General features: G+C 58.4%; 20 protein-coding genes and 1 tRNA gene. 8 read left to right on the top strand and 13 right to left on the bottom strand.

Going from position 1 to position 18,092, the window contains the following annotated elements:
- Positions 1 to 16 precede the first annotated feature (16 nt).
- Genes purQ through purC form a run of 3 tightly spaced genes read right to left on the bottom strand, consistent with a single transcriptional unit; the run spans position 17 to position 1,731 of the window.
- On the bottom strand, positions 17 to 685 hold the full coding sequence (purQ, locus tag AABB31_RS02445) for a phosphoribosylformylglycinamidine synthase subunit PurQ (RefSeq protein ID WP_342076006.1): 669 nt from the start codon (positions 683 to 685) through the stop codon (positions 17 to 19).
- On the bottom strand, positions 686 to 916 hold the full coding sequence (gene purS / locus AABB31_RS02440) for a phosphoribosylformylglycinamidine synthase subunit PurS (RefSeq protein WP_342076007.1): 231 nt from the start codon (positions 914 to 916) through the stop codon (positions 686 to 688).
- A 50-nt stretch (positions 917 to 966) separates the two neighbouring features.
- The gene (gene purC, locus AABB31_RS02435; protein ID WP_342076008.1) at positions 967 to 1,731 is read right to left on the bottom strand and encodes a phosphoribosylaminoimidazolesuccinocarboxamide synthase; all 765 of its coding nucleotides are present in this window, start codon (positions 1,729 to 1,731) and stop codon (positions 967 to 969) included.
- A 134-nt stretch (positions 1,732 to 1,865) separates the two neighbouring features.
- Between purC and AABB31_RS02430 the strand changes: the two genes are divergently transcribed.
- Positions 1,866 to 2,180 (top strand): DUF1476 domain-containing protein, encoded by a 315-nt coding sequence (locus AABB31_RS02430; RefSeq protein ID WP_342076009.1) that lies wholly within the window; start codon positions 1,866 to 1,868, stop codon positions 2,178 to 2,180.
- A gap of 178 nt (positions 2,181 to 2,358) precedes the next feature.
- Entirely contained in the window at positions 2,359 to 3,369 is a 1,011-nt protein-coding gene (bmt, locus tag AABB31_RS02425; RefSeq protein WP_373635376.1) for a betaine--homocysteine S-methyltransferase, read from the top strand.
- On the opposite strand, the gene AABB31_RS02420 is transcribed toward bmt, so the two are convergent.
- Positions 3,366 to 4,448 (bottom strand): PA0069 family radical SAM protein, encoded by a 1,083-nt coding sequence (locus AABB31_RS02420; RefSeq protein ID WP_373635375.1) that lies wholly within the window; start codon positions 4,446 to 4,448, stop codon positions 3,366 to 3,368. The two genes, bmt and AABB31_RS02420, sit on opposite strands and share 4 nt — an antisense overlap.
- Before the next feature lie 133 nt (positions 4,449 to 4,581).
- Here AABB31_RS02420 and AABB31_RS02415 point away from each other — a divergent pair, with 133 nt between their 5' ends.
- From AABB31_RS02415 to AABB31_RS02405, 3 genes are read left to right on the top strand one after another with little or no spacing between them, the layout of a single operon-like run.
- Complete coding sequence (locus tag AABB31_RS02415; RefSeq protein ID WP_342076011.1) at positions 4,582 to 5,289, top strand: B12-binding domain-containing protein; 708 nt, start codon at positions 4,582 to 4,584, stop codon at positions 5,287 to 5,289.
- Between the two features lie 37 nt (positions 5,290 to 5,326).
- On the top strand, positions 5,327 to 5,503 hold the full coding sequence (locus tag AABB31_RS02410) for a hypothetical protein (protein WP_342076012.1): 177 nt from the start codon (positions 5,327 to 5,329) through the stop codon (positions 5,501 to 5,503).
- A complete protein-coding gene (locus AABB31_RS02405) occupies positions 5,496 to 6,116 on the top strand; it encodes a DUF1638 domain-containing protein (RefSeq protein ID WP_342076013.1) in 621 nt (206 codons plus the stop codon). Before AABB31_RS02410 ends, AABB31_RS02405 begins: the two co-directional genes overlap by 8 nt.
- 18 nt (positions 6,117 to 6,134) lie before the next feature.
- Here AABB31_RS02405 and AABB31_RS02400 read toward each other — a convergent pair whose 3' ends face one another.
- From AABB31_RS02400 to AABB31_RS02380, 5 genes are all read right to left on the bottom strand, one after another.
- Positions 6,135 to 6,539: a SufE family protein gene (locus tag AABB31_RS02400; RefSeq protein WP_373635373.1), complete on the bottom strand. Its 405-nt coding sequence runs from the start codon at positions 6,537 to 6,539 to the stop codon at positions 6,135 to 6,137.
- A 57-nt stretch (positions 6,540 to 6,596) separates the two neighbouring features.
- Positions 6,597 to 7,754 carry a ribonuclease D gene (gene rnd / locus AABB31_RS02395; RefSeq protein WP_342076014.1) on the bottom strand — a complete coding sequence of 386 codons (1,158 nt, stop codon included), beginning with the start codon at positions 7,752 to 7,754 and terminating at the stop codon, positions 6,597 to 6,599.
- A gap of 87 nt (positions 7,755 to 7,841) precedes the next feature.
- A complete protein-coding gene (gene purN, locus AABB31_RS02390) occupies positions 7,842 to 8,438 on the bottom strand; it encodes a phosphoribosylglycinamide formyltransferase (protein WP_342076015.1) in 597 nt (198 codons plus the stop codon).
- Positions 8,435 to 9,475 carry a phosphoribosylformylglycinamidine cyclo-ligase gene (gene purM / locus AABB31_RS02385; RefSeq protein WP_342076016.1) on the bottom strand — a complete coding sequence of 347 codons (1,041 nt, stop codon included), beginning with the start codon at positions 9,473 to 9,475 and terminating at the stop codon, positions 8,435 to 8,437. The genes purN and purM overlap by 4 nt, the downstream gene beginning before the upstream one ends.
- A 268-nt stretch (positions 9,476 to 9,743) precedes the next feature.
- Positions 9,744 to 9,983, bottom strand: a complete 240-nt coding sequence (locus AABB31_RS02380; RefSeq protein ID WP_342076017.1) for a hypothetical protein — start codon at positions 9,981 to 9,983, stop codon at positions 9,744 to 9,746.
- 112 nt (positions 9,984 to 10,095) lie between these two features.
- Here AABB31_RS02380 and AABB31_RS02375 point away from each other — a divergent pair.
- A tRNA-Ile gene (locus AABB31_RS02375) sits at positions 10,096 to 10,172 on the top strand.
- A gap of 94 nt (positions 10,173 to 10,266) precedes the next feature.
- Entirely contained in the window at positions 10,267 to 11,475 is a 1,209-nt protein-coding gene (locus tag AABB31_RS02370) for an NADP-dependent isocitrate dehydrogenase (RefSeq protein WP_342076018.1), read from the top strand.
- Between the two features lie 67 nt (positions 11,476 to 11,542).
- Here AABB31_RS02370 and AABB31_RS02365 read toward each other — a convergent pair whose 3' ends face one another.
- A complete protein-coding gene (locus AABB31_RS02365; protein WP_342076019.1) occupies positions 11,543 to 12,475 on the bottom strand; it encodes a transferrin-binding protein-like solute binding protein in 933 nt (310 codons plus the stop codon).
- 201 nt (positions 12,476 to 12,676) lie between these two features.
- Between AABB31_RS02365 and typA the strand changes: the two genes are divergently transcribed.
- Positions 12,677 to 14,494 carry a translational GTPase TypA gene (typA, locus tag AABB31_RS02360; RefSeq protein ID WP_373635371.1) on the top strand — a complete coding sequence of 606 codons (1,818 nt, stop codon included), beginning with the start codon at positions 12,677 to 12,679 and terminating at the stop codon, positions 14,492 to 14,494.
- Positions 14,495 to 14,547: 53 nt separating this feature from the next.
- On the opposite strand, the gene AABB31_RS02355 is transcribed toward typA, so the two are convergent.
- Genes AABB31_RS02355 through alaS form a run of 3 tightly spaced genes read right to left on the bottom strand, consistent with a single transcriptional unit; the run spans position 14,548 to position 18,066 of the window.
- On the bottom strand, positions 14,548 to 15,066 hold the full coding sequence (locus tag AABB31_RS02355) for a hypothetical protein (RefSeq protein WP_373635369.1): 519 nt from the start codon (positions 15,064 to 15,066) through the stop codon (positions 14,548 to 14,550).
- Between the two features lie 55 nt (positions 15,067 to 15,121).
- On the bottom strand, positions 15,122 to 15,409 hold the full coding sequence (locus tag AABB31_RS02350) for a DUF1330 domain-containing protein (protein WP_373635367.1): 288 nt from the start codon (positions 15,407 to 15,409) through the stop codon (positions 15,122 to 15,124).
- Positions 15,409 to 18,066 (bottom strand): alanine--tRNA ligase, encoded by a 2,658-nt coding sequence (gene alaS, locus AABB31_RS02345; RefSeq protein ID WP_373635365.1) that lies wholly within the window; start codon positions 18,064 to 18,066, stop codon positions 15,409 to 15,411. The genes AABB31_RS02350 and alaS overlap by 1 nt, the downstream gene beginning before the upstream one ends.
- Positions 18,067 to 18,092 lie beyond the last annotated feature (26 nt).

The following is an 18,092-nucleotide window of genomic DNA, read 5'->3' as shown; positions in this document are numbered from 1 at the left end:
GCAGCAAGGCGCGTCATCAGGCCTTTTGCAGCTGCCCCACAAGCCCGCGGAAAAGCGCCTGCCCGTCTGTGCCACCATGCCCGGCATCCACTGCCCGTTCAGGGTGCGGCATCATGCCTAGAACACGCCGGTTCTCGGACAGAACACCGGCAATATCCGCGACAGACCCGTTTGGATTGCTTGAATAGCGGAACGCGATCCGCGCATCCCCTTCCAATGCCGCCAGTTGGTCAGGATCGACGGTGTAATTGCCATCGTGATGCGCCACAGGAAAACCAACGCTGTCCCCGGCATTGTAGCCTTGGGTAAATGGGCTGTTCGATGTTTCTACTTTTAAATCAACGGTCTTGCAGACGAACTTCAACGCCGCATTGCGCATCAATGCACCTGGCAGCAGCCCTGTTTCGGTCAAGACCTGAAACCCGTTGCACACGCCCAGAACATAGCCGCCCCGTTCGGCGTGACGTCTTACGGCCCGGCAAATCGGCGACCGGGCCGCAATCGCCCCGCACCGCAGGTAATCGCCAAAGGAAAAGCCACCCGGAACCGCGACCAAGTCGCAGCCATCAGGCAAATCCGCATCCTTGTGCCAGACCATATCAACCTGCGCACCGGCCGCTTTCAGGGCCACCGCCATGTCGCGATCACAGTTTGATCCGGGAAAAACAATGACTGCAGCACGCATTCAGAGCACCTCGACCCGGTAGCTTTCGATCACGGTATTGGCCAACAGCTTTTCACACATATCGGTAATCGTCGCCTCGGACGTGCCATCGGCAAGATCCAGTTCAATCACCTTGCCCTGCCGGACCCCTTCAACGCCGTCGAAACCAAGATTGCCCAAGGCATGCCTTACGGCCTCGCCCTGCGGGTCCAGAACCCCGTTTTTCAACATCACATGCACGCGGGCCTTCATTGGCACTTCCCTTTCGTCATCGAGATAAAAAACACCACAAGCGACCCGGTCTAGTTGATCAATGTGGGTTTGTTCGGTCGGTGGGTCACATTGGACGGCATAACGCCCAGGCGTTTCGCCACTTCGGTATAGGCATCGGTCAGATTGCCCAGATCACGCCGGAACACATCCTTGTCCAGCTTCTGGCCGGTTTCGATATCCCAAAGGCGGCAGCTGTCGGGGCTGATCTCATCGGCAAGCATCAGGCGCGGGAACTCATTGTCCCACACACGGCCGATTTCAATCTTGAAGTCGATCAACTTGATACCAACACCGTACATCACGCCCGACATCCAGTCATTGACCCGCAAGGCAAGGCTGACAATGTCATCCATATCCTGCTGCGAGGCCCAGCCAAAGGCGATGATATATTCCTCGGGCACCAGCGGGTCACCCAGCGAGTCGTCCTTGTAGGAGAATTCAACAATCGGTCGCGGCAGGGCTGTGCCCTCTTCCATTCCCAGACGCTTGGCCATGGTGCCGGCCGCAAAGTTGCGCACGATCACCTCAAGCGGAATAATCTCGACCTGGCGGATCAACTGCTCGCGCATATTCAGGCGCTTGATGAAATGCGTGGGGATCCCGATCTGGGTCAGGCCGGTCATGAAGAACTCGGACAGCCGGTTGTTCAGCACACCCTTCCCTTCGATCACAGCCTTCTTTTCGGCGTTGAATGCGGTGGCATCATCCTTGAAATATTGCACAAGCGTCCCCGGCTCGGGGCCTTCATAGAGGATTTTCGCCTTGCCCTCGTAAATCTTTTTGCGGCGTGCCATGCTCACCCCTTAATATTGCGCCATGCCCGCCATGGGATGCGCGTTGCGCGCGTCATAGTGCATGCCCCCCTTGCGGGCAAGCACCTGCGAGGGCATATCAGGGACAACAGACAAACAAACCAAGAGGCCGGATCATGTCTTCGTTCAAAGATCGTGAAAATGCATTTGAAAACAAGTTCGCACACGATGCCGAAATGCAATTCAAGGCCGAGGCGCGGCGCAACAAGCTGCTGGGCCTGTGGGCGGCAGAGCTTCTGGGGAAATCCGGCGATGACGCAAGCGCCTATGCGCAGGAAGTGATCAAGGCCGATTTCGAAGAGGCGGGCGATGAAGACGTCTATCGCAAGCTAGCCGGTGATCTGGGCACAAAGGCGGACGAGGCGACCATCCGCGCCAAGATGGTTGAAAAACTCAGCGAAGCCAAAGCACAGCTGATCGACGAAGCCTGATCAAAACACCACAATTACCACGCAACGCCGCCTTGCATTAAGGCGGCGTTTGTCGTTTGCGGGCAGGCTGACCGGGCCAATGCAAATCGGCTGCATCATCCTTATGAAAGATATGCATTTGAAATGCCGCGCCGGACATGACACCGAGACGCATTCACCACAAAGGGGCCCGGGGCCGATGAAAAACGCTCTCTCCACGTTATTGCAGACGCGCGATTGGCTGTTGGCGGATGGTGCAACCGGCACCAACCTTTTCAACATGGGGCTAATGTCCGGTGACGCGCCCGAGCTTTGGAATGTGGACGAGACCGCCAAGATCCACGCCCTTTATAAAGGTGCCGCAGATGCAGGCAGCGACATTTTCCTGACCAACAGTTTTGGGGCAAACGCCTCGCGCTTGAAACTGCACAGCGCTGAGACGCGGGTTCACGAGCTGAACAAGGCCGCCGCCGAAATCGGGCGCGATGTGGCCGACAGCGCGGGTCGGCCTGTCATCGTTGCTGGTTCTGTCGGGCCAACGGGCGAGATCATGGCCCCCATGGGGACGCTGACCCATGAAGCCGCCGTCGAGATGTTTCATGAACAGGCCGAGGGGTTGAAAGCCGGGGGTGCCGATATCCTGTGGCTTGAGACGATCAGCGCCGCGGCAGAGTTCAAAGCCGCCGCAGAGGCATTTGCCCTCGCGGACATGCCCTGGTGCGGCACGATGAGTTTCGACACCGCAGGTCGCACCATGATGGGTCACACATCCGCCGATATGTGCAAGCTTGTCGGCAAGCTGCCACATCAGCCTGTCGCATTTGGTGCCAATTGCGGGGTCGGCGCCTCTGATCTGCTGCGCACCGTTCTGGGGTTTGATGCGGCTAAGCTGCCGTTGATCGCCAAGGGGAACGCCGGCATCCCCAAGTATCATGACGGGCATATCCATTATGACGGCACCCCGGATCTGATGGCCGATTACGCGGTGATCGCGCGCGATTGCGGCGCCCGGATCATTGGCGGCTGCTGCGGGACCACCCCTGATCATCTGCGCGCCATGCGCAGCGCACTGGAAACCCGCCCCACCGGCCCGCGCCCATCGCTGGATGCAATCGCGGCCGCATTGGGTGGTTTCTCATCCGCATCCGATGGCACCGATGGTGCTGGGCCTGCCGCATCACCCCGGCGCGGTCGCCGGCGTCGTGCCTAGATCAGGCTCAGCTGGTCGCCGGGCTGTGGCGGTCGGGCAAACAGGTCGGTCCGCAGCGGCGGCAACCGGCGATCCAGCCCCAGCTTACGCGTCACAAGCGCAAACCGTTGCTGGATCATTGATGCCCAGGCCCCCTGCCCGACCATCCGCTTGCCAAATTCCGGATCGTAATCCTTGCCGCCATGCAATTCCCGTACCCGCCCCATCACACGCGCAGCCCGGTCGGGATAATGTTCCGCCAACCAGTCGCGAAACAATGGCGCCACCTCGCGCGGCAATCGCAACACAATCGAGGATGCGGCCACCGCCCCGGCCTGGTGACAGGCCGTCAGGATCGCCTCCAACTCGTGATCTGTCAGGGCCGGAACAACCGGCGAAACCATTGCGCGTATCGGGACGCCCGCATCGGTCAGCCTGCGGATCGTGCGCAATCGGGCCTTTGGATGCGGCACGCGGGGTTCCATCAGGCGGGATGTCTTGGGATCAAGCGTCGTGACCGAAATGCCAACGCGGATCAGTCCTTTTGCAGCCATCTCCGACAGGATATCGGCATCCCTTTCGATCAGCGTACCCTTGGTGACAATCGCAACGGGATGATTGAAATCGCGCAGCACCTCCAGAACGGATCGCATGATTTGGCGCTCTTTCTCAATCGGCTGGTAGGGATCGGTATTGGTGCCGATCGCAATGGTCCGGGGGGTGTATCGGGGATTGGACAATTCGGCGCGCAACCGGGCCGCCGCATTCGGTCGGGCAATCAGCTTGGTTTCGAAATCAAGCCCCGGCGACAGGCCCAGAAACGCGTGGCTGGGACGGGCAAAACAATAGATGCAGCCATGTTCGCAGCCGCGATAAGGGTTGATGGAGCGATCAAAGGACAAATCAGGGGAGGTGTTGCGCGTGATCACACGCCTTGCCTGTTCCTCGCTGACTTCGGTGCGCAGCACCGGCAATTCCGCCTCGGGCGTCCATCCGTCATCAATCCGTTCGGCGCGCAAGCGATCAAACCGGATATCAGGATTTGACCCCGCCGCTCGCCCCGGGGTTGCATGCGATTTTTGGACCCGTTCTGTCGCCATACCAAATATTAGAACAAATAAAGAACATACACAATGGCAGGTCGGTCACGTTTCTGCGAATGTCGCTATTCTACAGGTAGGCAAACCCGTTCCCGCGCAGTAATAACCAAGGAAGAATTTCAAGAGGTTCCGCATGTCAGACGAAGAAGACGACATCATCCTGTCCGAACTGAATGACGAGGACCTCGTCGCGCAGATGTTCGATGACCTTTATGATGGTATGAAGGAAGAAATCGAAGAGGGTGTGAACATCCTGCTAGAGCGGGGATGGGAACCCTATCGCATCCTGACCGAGGCGCTTGTCGGCGGCATGACAATTGTCGGGCATGACTTCCGCGACGGTATTCTGTTTGTCCCCGAAGTGCTGCTCGCCGCGAATGCGATGAAAGGCGGCATGTCCATCCTCAAGCCTTTGCTGATCGCCACCGGCGCGCCGCGTATGGGCAAGATGGTGATCGGCACAGTCAAGGGCGATATTCACGATATCGGCAAGAATCTTGTCTCCATGATGATGGAAGGTGCCGGGTTCGAAGTTGTCGATCTGGGCATCAACAATGCGGTCGAAAGCTATCTTGAAGCCTGCGAAGCCGAACAGCCCGATATCCTGGGCATGTCGGCCCTCCTGACGACGACAATGCCCTATATGAAGGTCGTGATCGACACGATGGTCGAAAAGGGCATTCGCGACGACTACATCGTTCTGGTCGGGGGTGCGCCCCTGAACGAGGAATTTGGCAAGGCCATCGGCGCTGATGCCTATTGTCGTGACGCTGCTGTCGCGGTTGAAACGGCCAAGACACTGATTGCGCGAAAACATAATCAGGGGGTTGGCGCGGCCTGACTGCGCCCCCATCTGTGATCGGGAGAGGAGACATCCGATGCCGCTGAACACATTTCTATCCCTGATCCTTGTGGTGATTGCCGCTGCGGCGGCGACGATATGGCTTGTCGTTCTGTTTGGGGGCGGTTCGGGCATTGGGCTGCCGATCCTGAGCATCGTGGCCCTGACCATCGCGCTGGTTGTCCGCAAACGCCAGACACCCCGGGATGGATGACGCAACACTTGTCGCAACCGGGCTGCCGCCGTCGGGCGAGGGCCAGATTCTGTTGCTGGCCTGTGGTGCATTGGCGCGTGAAATCATCGCGATCAAACAGGCCAACAACCTGACCCATCTTGATCTGCAATGCCTGCCTGCGATTTTTCACAATCACCCCGAACGGATCGTCCCTGCCCTGCGCACTGAGGTGCAGAAATATCGCGGCAAATACGATGCGATCTTCGTGGTCTACGCCGATTGCGGCACGGGCGGGTTGTTGGAAACGGCCTGTGCGGAACTCGGTGTCAAAATGCTGGAAGGGCCGCATTGCTATTCATTCTTTGAAGGCAATGACGTCTTTGCGGCCCGTGATGAAATGACGGCCTTTTACCTCACGGATTTTCTGGTGCGCCAGTTTGATGCCTTTGTCTGGGAGCCTTTGGGCCTTGGCCGACATCCCGAACTGCGGGACATGTATTTCGGGAACTACGACAGGCTTGTCTATCAGGCCCAGACCGATGATACCGCCCTGACCGCCAAGGCACGCGATTGTGCGGATCGGCTGGGCCTGTCGTTTGAGCGGCGGTTCACCGGCTATGGCGATCTGCAAACCGCGCTGACCGCGCTGTAATCCCCCGATTGGCCGCTATCAGGCCGCTGCTGTCTGACGGATCCGCTCGACCATCGCGCGCAGCCCGTTGGACCGCTGCGCAGACAGGTGATCGTTCAATCCCAACCGGCCAAGTTCAGCAGGCGCGTCGATTTTGTTAATCTCTGCAACAGGTTGATCATTGTATAGCGTTTGCAACACCGCAATCAGCCCACGCACGATCATGGCGTCACTTTCGCCCCGAAAATGGAACCGCCCATCCGTGATCTGCGGCACAAGCCAGACCTGACTGGCACAGCCATCCACCTTTGTGGCCGGGACGCGCAGCGCCTCTTCAAGCGGGTCCATCGCCTTGCCCATATCAATGACATGCCGATACCGGTCTTCCCAATCGTCGAGGAATTCGAAGGTTTCGACCAGCTCTTCAAAGTCGGGGTTTGCCATCGTGCTGCCTTTTGTCCGTTGGTCTGGATGTAGGTGGCAGATGCCCCGGCGTCCAGATCAAAGCGCGACAGTGACGACCTTTTGGCCCTTCACGGCCAAACCAACCTGACCATCGCACAGCAACATGGCGTCATTGCCGAACACCTCGCGCCGCCATCCCTTAAGGGCGGCAACGTCCCGTTCGCCTGCGGCCAGCGCATCCAGATCAGCGGATGAGGCGATCAGCTTTTGCGCCACACCGGCATCATCTGTTTTGGCCTTCAGCAAAACACGCAACATATCAGCCAGCGCGGGGTTCACCTGCAGCTTAACGCGGGACCGGTCGGGTTTGGGCAGATCGTCAGGGCTGACGGCGAGGCCCGCCTTGATCGCATCCAGGATACCTTGGGCGATGTCACCCTTGCGCGCCTCGCGCAAAAGCAGGCGCGAGCGTCCCAGATCCTGTTCGTTCTGCGGCTTGGTTGAGGCCAGTTCAACCAAAGCATCATCCTTGTAGACACGGTTGCGGGGCACATTGCGTGCCTGCGCATAGGTTTCCCGAAACCGGGCCAATTCACGCACGATAGCAAGAAAACGCCCCGACTGCGTCCGGGTCTTGACCCGCAGCCAGGCATCATCCGGGTTGGCCTGATAGGTGGCCGGGTCTTTCAGCACGGCCATTTCCTCCGACACCCATTTCTTGCGGCCCGACTTGTCCAGCCGGTTTGACAGGTATTCGTAGATGTCGCGCAGATGGGTGACATCGGCCAGCGCATATTTCGCCTGCGCGTCGGTCAGTGGGCGGCGCGACCAATCGGTAAACCGGGATGACTTGTCCAGATCGGCCTTGGCGATCTTGCGTACCAGGGTTTCGTAGCCCACCTGCTCGCCAAAGCCGCAGACCATGGCCGCAACCTGTGTGTCAAATAACGGGGCAGGAATAACACCCGCATCGACAAAAAAGATTTCCAGATCCTGACGGGCGGCGTGAAACACCTTGACCACGCCAGCATCACGAAAGAGGTCGTAGAGCGGATCAAGTGACAGATCGTCGGCAAGCGGATCGACCAGCACGGCATCGGCGCCGGCATCATCCTGATAGGCCAGCTGGACCAGACACAGCTTGGAATAATAGGTCCGCTCGCGCAAAAACTCTGTATCGACAGTGACATAGGGGCGTTTTGCGGCCTCTGCACAAAATGCGGCCAGGGCATCAGTCGTGGTGATCTTCTTCATTCTTGTTCCGTCACTCGTTCAGGGCCCTCACCCACGCCCCTGCAAGTCATAGGCGATCCGGCCTAGCTTGAAAAGAACGCCCACACGTTAAGCGCCGAGTGTGACTTGTCTGCGATCCCCTGCCGCAAAGCGGCGCAGGACCTGCGGGTACAACTGGTGTTCCAGTGGCAGCAAGCGGGCGGCAAGGCTTGCGGCCGTGTCGTCGGGCCGGACCGGCAGCCGCGCCTGCCCAAGGATCGGACCATCATCAAGGTCGGCGGTGACCTCATGCACGGTGCAGCCATGTACCGCGTCACCGGCCTCAAGCGCGCGGGCATGGGTGTTCAGGCCCTTGTATTTCGGCAAAAGCGAGGGGTGAATATTCAACATCCGCCCTTCCCATGCGGCCACGAATTCCGCGCTCAGAATACGCATGAAACCTGCAAGGCAGATGATATCCGGCCGGGCCTTTTGCAACGCAGCCTGCAATGCGGCCTCAAATCCCTGCCTGTCCTTGCCATAGCTTTTGTGATCAACCGCAAATGTCGGAATATGCAATTGGCGTGCCTTGGCTAGCCCACCTGCATCGGGGTTATTGGCGCAGACCAAGACAGGCCGGGCCGGATGATCACCGGTCATGTCCTGCACCAGCGAGACCATATTCGACCCCCCGCCCGATATCAGGATCGCAACCCGTTTGGTCACAAAAGTGCCCCGCGATAGGTGACCCCTTCGCCCGCAACCACGTCGCCCAGACGATACACCGTCTCGCCCTGTGCCTGCAGCAATGTGGTGATTGCATCCGCCTGCGCTGCGCTGACAGCAAGGATCATGCCGACGCCGGCATTGAAGGTCTTTAGCAGTTCCGCCTCTTGCATGCCGCCGGTTTCGGCCAACCACCGGAAGACAGGCGGCACGACCCATGCGCCAAGGTCAATTTGCGCGCTCAACCCGTCAGGCAGAACCCGTGGCACATTCTCGGTGATGCCGCCGCCGGTGATATGGGCCAGCGCATGCACGCCGCCCCCTTTGATCGCAGCCAGCGCGGGTTTGACGTAGAGCCGGGTCGGCGCAAGCAATGCAGCGCCCAATGACGTCTCGGCAAACGGTGCGGGATCATCCCATGTCAGACCGGAAAGATCGACGATCTTGCGCACAAGCGAATATCCGTTTGAATGCACACCGTCCGATGCCAGCCCCAGCAGCACATCACCTTCGGTCACGTCTGCGGGCAAGGTGGCACCGCGTTCCATGGCACCCACTGCGAAACCGGCAAGATCGAAATCACCCGCGTCATACATGCCGGGCATTTCGGCGGTTTCGCCACCGATCAAGGCACAGCCCGATGCGGCGCATCCGGCCGCGATCCCCTCGATAATGGTTGTTGCCTGATCCAGGTCCAGTTTTCCGGTCGCAAAATAATCAAGGAAAAACAGTGGCTCTGCCCCTTGGCAGACCAGATCATTCACACACATCGCAACCAGATCGACGCCAATACCGTCAACAACGCCGGTATCAATGGCGATCCGCAATTTCGTTCCCACACCATCCGTGGCAGCAACCAGTACCGGATCGACATAGCCGGCATCCTTGAGGTCAAACAGGGCGCCAAAACCACCCAGCCCGGCCATCACGCCGGGGCGTGCGGTGCGTTTTGCCGCCGGTTTGATCCGCTCGACCAATGTGTTGCCTGCGTCGATATCAACACCGGCATCGGCATATGTCAGGCCATTCTTTGTCATTGCGTCCACCCCGGCATCACTTGTTTGGTGTGCGATAAACCAAGGTTTTGAAGGGTGCAACGACCCAGCCAACAAACGACAAATTATATTGGCCGTTTTAAGGGTCCTTTAAGAAGTTTGCGGTCAATAATCAGACATCAGAAGGCGCGCTCTCCTCGGCAATTTTCTGGTTTTCAAGGCAAACGGGCGGGCAGCCCGGTCGCATTCCCCCCGTGATGGCTGCTCGCCCGTTGCTCAACCGATCAAGTTCAGCTGCAGGTCAATTCCCTCAATAGCCCGAGGTCTGATCCGCATCATCCCCCGAGATTTCCAGAACATTCGCATTTCGGGTGGCAAGCCCACCCAGTTTGCTGGTGGCGATCACAACGCCCACCAGCGCCAGCAGGATCAATCCGCCTTCCAGATCAGACGATTGTGATACTTCGGGCATGGTCGGCATTGGCGCGGTCCCGGCGACCGCGATTTGCGCGCTAAATCCGCAGATGACGGACAAAAACAGGTATCTCATGAAACTCCCCTTGTGATGTTCGGGAATGATACCCGTTCGGCGGCGCATTCCTACAGTTTTGTTTGTCAGAACTTGACGCCTGCGGCCGGTCTGCTAACCCGGTGCATGGAAAGGGCCTGTAGCTCAATTGGTTAGAGCAGAGCGCTCATAACGCTTTGGTTGCGGGTTCAAGTCCTGCCGGGCCTACCAAAATGCATTTGCGGTATACGAATGCATACCACCTTTTCCATGGCAACGAATTGCGCTATTGGGGCGGCAGAATCCTAAAATTGCGGAGGGACGCATGTCCAAGATCAAGGTAGAGAACCCCATCGTCGAGCTCGACGGTGATGAAATGACCCGGATTATCTGGGACTTTATCAAAAAGAAACTGATCCTGCCTTATCTGGATGTCGATCTGCTCTATTACGATCTGGGCATGGAAGTGCGGGACGAAACCAACGACCAGATCACCATTGATGCGGCAGAAAAGATCAAGGAAATCGGTGTCGGCGTCAAATGCGCCACAATCACGCCGGATGAACAGCGGGTTGAAGAATTCGGCCTGAAAAAGATGTGGCGGTCGCCAAATGGCACGATCCGCAATATTCTGGGCGGCGTTGTCTTCCGTGCCCCGATCATTTGTTCCAACGTTCCGCGCCTTGTCCCCGGCTGGACCGATCCGATTGTCATCGGTCGCCACGCCTTTGGTGACCAATACAAGGCCACAGATTTCCTGATGCCCGGCCCCGGCACGCTGACGATGAAATTCGTTGGCGACGACGGCAAAGTCATCGAACACGAGGTCTTCAAATCCCCTGCCGCCGGTGTGGCCATGGGCATGTATAACCTCGATCAGTCCATCATTGATTTCGCCCGCGCGTCGATGAATTACGGCCTGAACCTTGGCTGGCCGGTCTATCTGTCGACGAAAAACACGATCCTGAAAGCCTATGACGGCCGTTTCAAGGATCTGTTCCAGAAAGTCTATGACGAGGAATTTGCCGAGAAGTTCGAAGCCGCCAGCATCACATACGAGCATCGCCTGATCGACGATATGGTTGCCGCCGCGATGAAGTGGTCGGGCAAGTTTGTCTGGGCCTGTAAGAACTACGATGGCGACGTGCAGTCCGACACGGTTGCGCAGGGCTTTGGTTCGCTGGGGCTGATGACCTCGCAATTGATGACACCGGATGGGAAAATCGTCGAGGCCGAAGCCGCCCACGGCACCGTCACCCGCCACTACCGCCAGCATCAGGCTGGTCAGGCGACATCCACCAACTCGATCGCATCGATCTTTGCCTGGACGGGCGGGCTGAAGCACCGCGCCAAGCTGGACAGCAACGACCAGCTGGCGAAATTCGCCAACACGCTGGAAAAGGTGATCGTCGATACTGTTGAAAGCGGTCACATGACCAAGGATCTGGCCCTGTTGGTTGGCCCGGATCAGAAATGGCTGACGACCGAAGGTTTCCTTGAAAAGATCGACGAAAACCTCAACGCGGCCATGTAATCGCACAGCGTGATATCATCACAAAGGCCACCCAACGGGGTGGCCTTTTTTGTTTCAGGCAGCGCGGCTAAGGCCCCTTTGGACCGATCACAAAACTGCCCACGCCGCTGAACTCATATGTGCGGTCTGCAACATCCTGTTCCACATCAACCGCGACAACCGCCCCGATTTCCTGACCCTGCGGGCCATAAAACGCCCCATCGACCCGACCCTCGCCAGTGCAGGCGGGCGTCGCACCGCATGTCAGCGCGCCCCCAAAGTTATTGTCCAGAAAGGCGGTCGGGACCATTTCAAGCCCGACGTCAACCGCTTGATCATCGGCCTGATAGGTGCCGGTAATCGTCCCCGCGATATAGTCCTGCCCGAATTCCACGGTGAATGTCGCACTGCCGTCCAGCTCTGTCCCGGTGGGATCGCCCACTGCGACCCCGTCACGCATCGCGATACCGGTCGCGGTAAAATCGCCCTGATAGGTCACGTTGCCGGAAATGCGCGCATCCATCACTTGCGGGTCGGTCATGAAGCCGATGACGCTATGCACCTCGCCGTTGATGGGATCACTTGGCGCGGGGTTCGTCAGGGCCGCATAGCTCGCCAATTGAACAACGCCTGCATAGGTTCCGGCGCGGGTGGGATCGTAGAAAATTCGGACGATCTGCCCATTGGCCAACCGGCCCTGTCCATTTTCGATCACCACATCCTGCCCAAACAGACGCACACGGGCGCCCTGCGCGGCGGGCGCGGTATCAAAGAACCCGGCATCAAAGGTGATGGGTTGCGTGTTGATCACCGGCGCTGACTGGTCCGAGAAACCGGCCGCAAGCGCCGATATGGTGATCCCTTCAGCGGCCTGCAGCGCCTGCCCCGACGTGCCGTAAGCAAGCCCGTTGGCCTGCGGACCCGTCGTTGCAGGGGCAAGGATCAGGCGGCTCGCCTCCGGCCCGCCACCACTCATGCAGCCTGCCAGCGCCACAACCACAAAGACCCACCAAACCCGCATCAGTTGCCCCATCGTCCAGTTACCGTTCTGGACGCTAGCGAAAAAACCGCTGCATTCCGTTAAGCTGAGTGACGCAAAAACCAACTGAATCGTATCAATTTGATCTAAATGCAAAGCGTTCGCCGCGCATGGTGATAAAGGGCTGGCAATTGGGGGCGTCCCACGCTATCCGCCCGGCAAATCCTGATCAAAGGCATCCGAATGGACATCCGCAATATCGCGATCATCGCGCACGTCGACCATGGCAAAACAACACTCGTTGACGAGCTTCTCAAGCAGTCCGGCGTATTTCGCGAAAACGAGGCCGTATCGGAACGGGCGATGGACAGCAATGACATCGAACGCGAACGCGGCATCACCATTCTGGCCAAATGTACTTCGGTCGAATGGAAAGGCACGCGGATCAACATTGTCGACACGCCCGGTCACGCCGATTTCGGCGGCGAGGTTGAGCGGATCCTGTCCATGGTTGATGGCGTGGTTCTTTTGGTTGATGCGGCCGAAGGGCCGATGCCGCAAACGAAATTCGTGACATCCAAGGCGCTGGCGCTTGGTCTGCGCCCTATCGTCGTGGTCAACAAGGTCGACAAACCCGATGGAGAGCCTGACCGGGCCATTGACGAGGTATTTGATCTATTCGCAGCACTGGAAGCCAGCGATGAACAGCTTGATTTCCCGTCCATGTATGCCTCTGGCCGGGCCGGCTGGTGTGATGCCACGCTGGATGGGCCCCGCAAGGATCTTGATGCCCTGTTTGATCTGATTGTTGATCACGTGCCGACCCCTGCCCAGATCACCCGCAAGGATGAACCGTTTCAGATGCTGGCCACAACATTGTCGGCCGATCCGTTTATCGGCCGCATTCTGACCGGCCGCGTCGAGGCCGGCACGCTGAAAGCCGGTGAAACGGTCAAGGCGCTGTCGCGCACCGGCGAAAAGATCGAGCAATTCCGGGTGTCCAAGATCCTCGCCTTCCGCGGTTTGTCGCAGCAACCCATCGACGTGGCAGAGGCTGGCGATATCGTTACGATTGCGGGCATGACCAAGGCAACCGTTGCCGACACCCTATGCGACGTCGGTATCGACGCCCCCATCCCAGCCCAACCGATTGACCCCCCCACGATTACAGTCACGTTCGGGATCAATGACAGCCCGCTTGCTGGCCGCGACGGGAAAAAGGTGCAGTCACGCGTCATCCGCGACCGTCTGATGAAAGAGGCCGAGGTCAACGTGGCGATCAAGATTGCCGACACACCCGGCGGCGACGCGTTTGAGGTGTCCGGCCGCGGCGAATTGCAGATGGGTGTTCTAATCGAAAATATGCGCCGCGAAGGTTTCGAACTTTCGATTTCGCGCCCGCAGGTGATTTTCACCGAAGACGACGGCCAGCGCATGGAGCCCGTCGAAGAGGTCACCATTGACGTGGATGACGAATATACCGGTGTTGTGGTCGAAAAACTGACCGGCCCGCGCAAGGGCGACCTGGTCGAGATGAAGCCCGCCGGCGCCGGCAAAACCCGGATCATTGCCCATGTCCCGTCGCGCGGATTGATCGGCTATCACGGCGAATTCCTGACCGATACCCGCGGTTCCGGCGTGTTGAACCGCCTGTTTCATGGCACAACGGCCTATAAGGGCAAGATTGACGGGCGACGTCAGGGCGTTCTGATTTCGATGGAAAACGGAAGCTCTGTCGCTTTTGCGCTGTGGAACCTGGAAGATCGCGGCAAGATGTTTATCGGCGCGCAAGAGGCTGTCTATACCGGGATGATCATCGGCGAGCACAGCCGCGAAAATGATCTTGAGGTGAACCCCCTCAAAGGCAAAAAGCTGACCAATGTGCGGGCCTCGGGCACAGACGAAGCCGTGCGTCTGACCACGCCCGTCACGATGTCGCTGGAGCAGGCGATTGCCTATATTGACGATGATGAACTGGTCGAGGTCACGCCGAACGCAATCCGCCTGCGCAAGCGCTATCTGGACCCGCATGAACGCAAACGTCAGGCGCGCTCGGCGTAAACAAAAAAAGGCAGCCCAATTTTGGCGGCCTTTTGTTATTCTGAATAGAAAAATTAGTTGTTTGGAAAAATGCGCATCATGTCAGTGACGGCATCTTTTTGGCGTTCAGACAAACGGTCTTCGGCAAGACCTCCGAAGATATCCTGTGCGATGTCCAGGTGATCTGCACCGTTTAACTTTTTCAACCGACGCGCAACACGATTGAACGCTTCCAGCTCGCCGCCACATTGCTGAATAACCCAACGACCATAGACCTGAATCTCTTTTGCATCATCCTCGCTACACCGCAGTTTTGACCGCAACAGGACATGCAGGCGGTCATATTGGTCTTTTGTTGGAAGATCATCGAGCCCCAGAAATGCCATGGCCATGGTCCCGACGGCAACTTCGGGATCATCAATTGAGTCAACGGGATGGATATTTGTCTGACGCCGAAAGGCAAGACGCCTGGGCGCATTCTTCACCGTCGTGACCGTATCACCGGCAATGTCCAGGGCGTCACGCGGGTTTGATCGCACCCACCACCAGATCGCAGCGCCAAGGGTGCTCAGAATAAGAATAATAATCGGCATCCATGTTCCAATACGTTTTAGATCTACCCAAACTAAAATATAAAACCGCCGAAAATTAGGCGATCTCTTCTACAATACTCAACTCGCGCTGGCTGGCGCCTTTGGCAAAGCTCAACGCCTCTTGGTAAGCCGTTGAATAGTAACAATCATGCGCGGCCTGCAAGCTGGGGAAGCGGGCCACGACATTGCGCGGGCGGTCGGGCCCTTCAAGCTGTTCATAAGCACCCCCCCGGGCCAGAAAAACGCCCCCATGATCGGCAATCGCAATGGTGGCGCGTTTGGCGTATTCGCCGTAAGCAGCCTCATCCGTCACGGTGACATGGGCGATCCAAAGTGCGCTCATCACAAATCCTCCAACAGTTTTCTGGCCGCGGCGATGGCTGCATCTGCATTTTCGGCCGACGCACCGCCACCCTGCGCCATGTCAGGGCGACCCCCGCCACCTTTGCCGCCCAGTTCCGGGGTGGCCGCACGCAGCACATCAACAGCCGAGACCTTGTCCACCAGATCAGCCGTCACGCCAGCGGCCACTGCGGCCTTGCCGCCTGTATCGGCGATCAGCAGCACAACGCCGCTGCCGACCCGCTCTTTGAACTGATCGACAAGCGTGGGCAGGTCCTTGCCAGACACACCCTGCATCACCTGCCCCATGAAACAGATACCATTGACGTCGTCCTGGGTCGGGCCGTCAGCGCCCCCCGTGCCGCCCATTGCCAACTCGCGGCGCAATTGTGCAACCTCATTGCTAAGAGATTTGCGTTCATCCAGCAGGGCCTTGATCCGGTCAGCCAGATCGCTGGCCGGAGCCTTCAGAGCCAGGGCCGCTTGCGCAAGCCGGTGATCCTGTTCGCGCAGATAATCGAGGGCCGCCTGCCCTGTCAGGGCTTCGATCCGGCGCACACCGGCGCTGGAGGCGCTGTCGCCAAGGGTGACAAAAGCCCCAATCTCGCCCAGCTGACCCACATGGGTGCCGCCACATAATTCCAGCGAATAGGTGTTGCCGTCCGTTCCCTTGCCCGACCCCGCCTGCGTCCCCATGGACACGACCCGGACTTCATCGCCATATTTCTCGCCAAAGAGCGCCTGCGCGCCCATCGCGCGTGCATCATCGGGCGTCATGATCCGCGTCTCAACCCGGCCGTTCTGCCGGATCAGCGCGTTGACGTCCCGTTCAACCTTGTTCAGTTCATCAAGGCTGAGCGCCTTGTTATGGCTGAAATCAAAGCGCAACCGGTCCGGCGCATTCAGTGACCCGCGTTGGGCAATGTGATCACCCAGCACGGCGCGCAGCGCCTCGTTCAGCAAATGCGTGGCCGAATGGTTGGCCTGAATATGTCCGCGTCTTTGTGGATCGACTGACAGTTCGGCGCCCTGCCCCTTGCTAAGGCTGCCCTCGGTCAGTTCAGCCATATGGATAAAGACACCCGCCACTTTCTTGGTATCGGTTACCCGGGCCGTGCCGGTTTCTGTCTTGATCAAGCCCGCATCACCGACTTGACCGCCAGATTCGGCGTAGAATGGCGACTGGTTCAGCACAATCTGCACGGCGCCGTCCGCAGTGTCGGTGGCAGCGCCATCCACGACAAGCGCCAGTATCTGGCCTTCTGCATCCAGCGTATCATAGCCCAGAAAATCAGTGGCACCGTGGGTATCGGCCAGATCAAACCAAATCGCGGCATCAGCGGCCGCCCCGGTGCCGGACCATGCCGCACGGGCCTTTGCCTTTTGTTCAGCCATGGCCGCGTCAAAGCCCGCGACATCAACGGCGCGGCCCTTTTCGCGCAAGGCGTCCTGGGTCAGATCCAGCGGAAACCCGTATGTGTCATAGAGTTTGAAAGCCGCCTCACCCGGCAATGCGGCCCCGTCGGCCAAGCCATCCAATTCATCATCAAGCAGTTTCAGGCCCCGATCGAGGGTCTGCTTGAACCGCACTTCCTCGTTCAGCAATGTCTCTTCGATCAGGCGCTGGCCTTGGCCCAGTTCGGGATAAGCCGCGCCCATCTGCCGGACCAATGCAGGCACCAGCCGGTGCATAACAGGGTCTTTGGCACCCAGCAGATGCGCATGGCGCATCGCGCGCCGCATGATCCGGCGCAGGACATAGCCACGCCCTTCATTCGATGGCAGTACACCTTCGGCGATCAAAAACGAGGTCGAGCGTAGGTGATCGGCAATCACCCGGTGATGCACAAGGATATTGTCGCCAGTGCCGGTTGAGGTCGCGTCTGCTGATGCCTCGACCAGTGCCATCATCAGATCGGTTTCGAAAACGTTATTTGTGCCCTGCAACAGTGATGAGATCCGCTCGAGCCCCATGCCGGTATCAATGGATTGCTTGGGCAGTTCCTTAAGCGTGCCATCCTCGAACTGTTCGTTCTGCATGAACACGAGGTTCCAGATTTCGATAAACCGGTCACCATCCTCCTCTGGCGATCCAGGTGGTCCACCCCAGATATGATCGCCATGATCAAAGAAGATTTCGGTCGAGGGGCCACATGGCCCGGTTGGGCCCATCCGCCAGAAATTGTCATCCGTTGCAATGCGAATGATCCGGTCATCCGGCAGGCCTGCGACCTTTTTCCAAAGCTCTGCCGCCTCGTCATCTGTGTGATAGACGGTGACCAGCAGCTTTTCCTTGGGAATATCAAGTTCCTTGGTGACCATTTCCCAGGCATAGGGAATGGCCTGTTCCTTGAAGTAGTCGCCAAAGCTGAAATTCCCCAGCATCTCGAAGAATGTCAGGTGCCGGGCGGTCATACCCACATTGTCCAGATCATTGTGTTTGCCGCCGGCACGCACGCATTTCTGGCTTGTCGTGGCGCGGCTGTAGTCCCGGGTCTCGACCCCGGTGAAAAGGTTCTTGAACTGCACCATGCCCGAGTTGGTGAACATCAGCGTCGGGTCGTTGCGTGGAACAAGCGTGCTGGAGGCGACAACCTCGTGGTCCTGCTTGCCAAAGTAGTTCAGGAATGTGGATCGGATCTCGGCAAGGGATGTCATGGCAAGCTTTCAATGATGCGGGCGTT

It is taken from the genome of Yoonia sp. SS1-5 (genome assembly GCF_038443705.2).
GTDB classification, from domain to species: Bacteria; Pseudomonadota; Alphaproteobacteria; order Rhodobacterales; family Rhodobacteraceae; genus Yoonia; species Yoonia rhodophyticola.
Note: the sequence above shows the minus strand (reverse complement) of the source record. Positions and strands in the feature narration are given on the sequence as shown.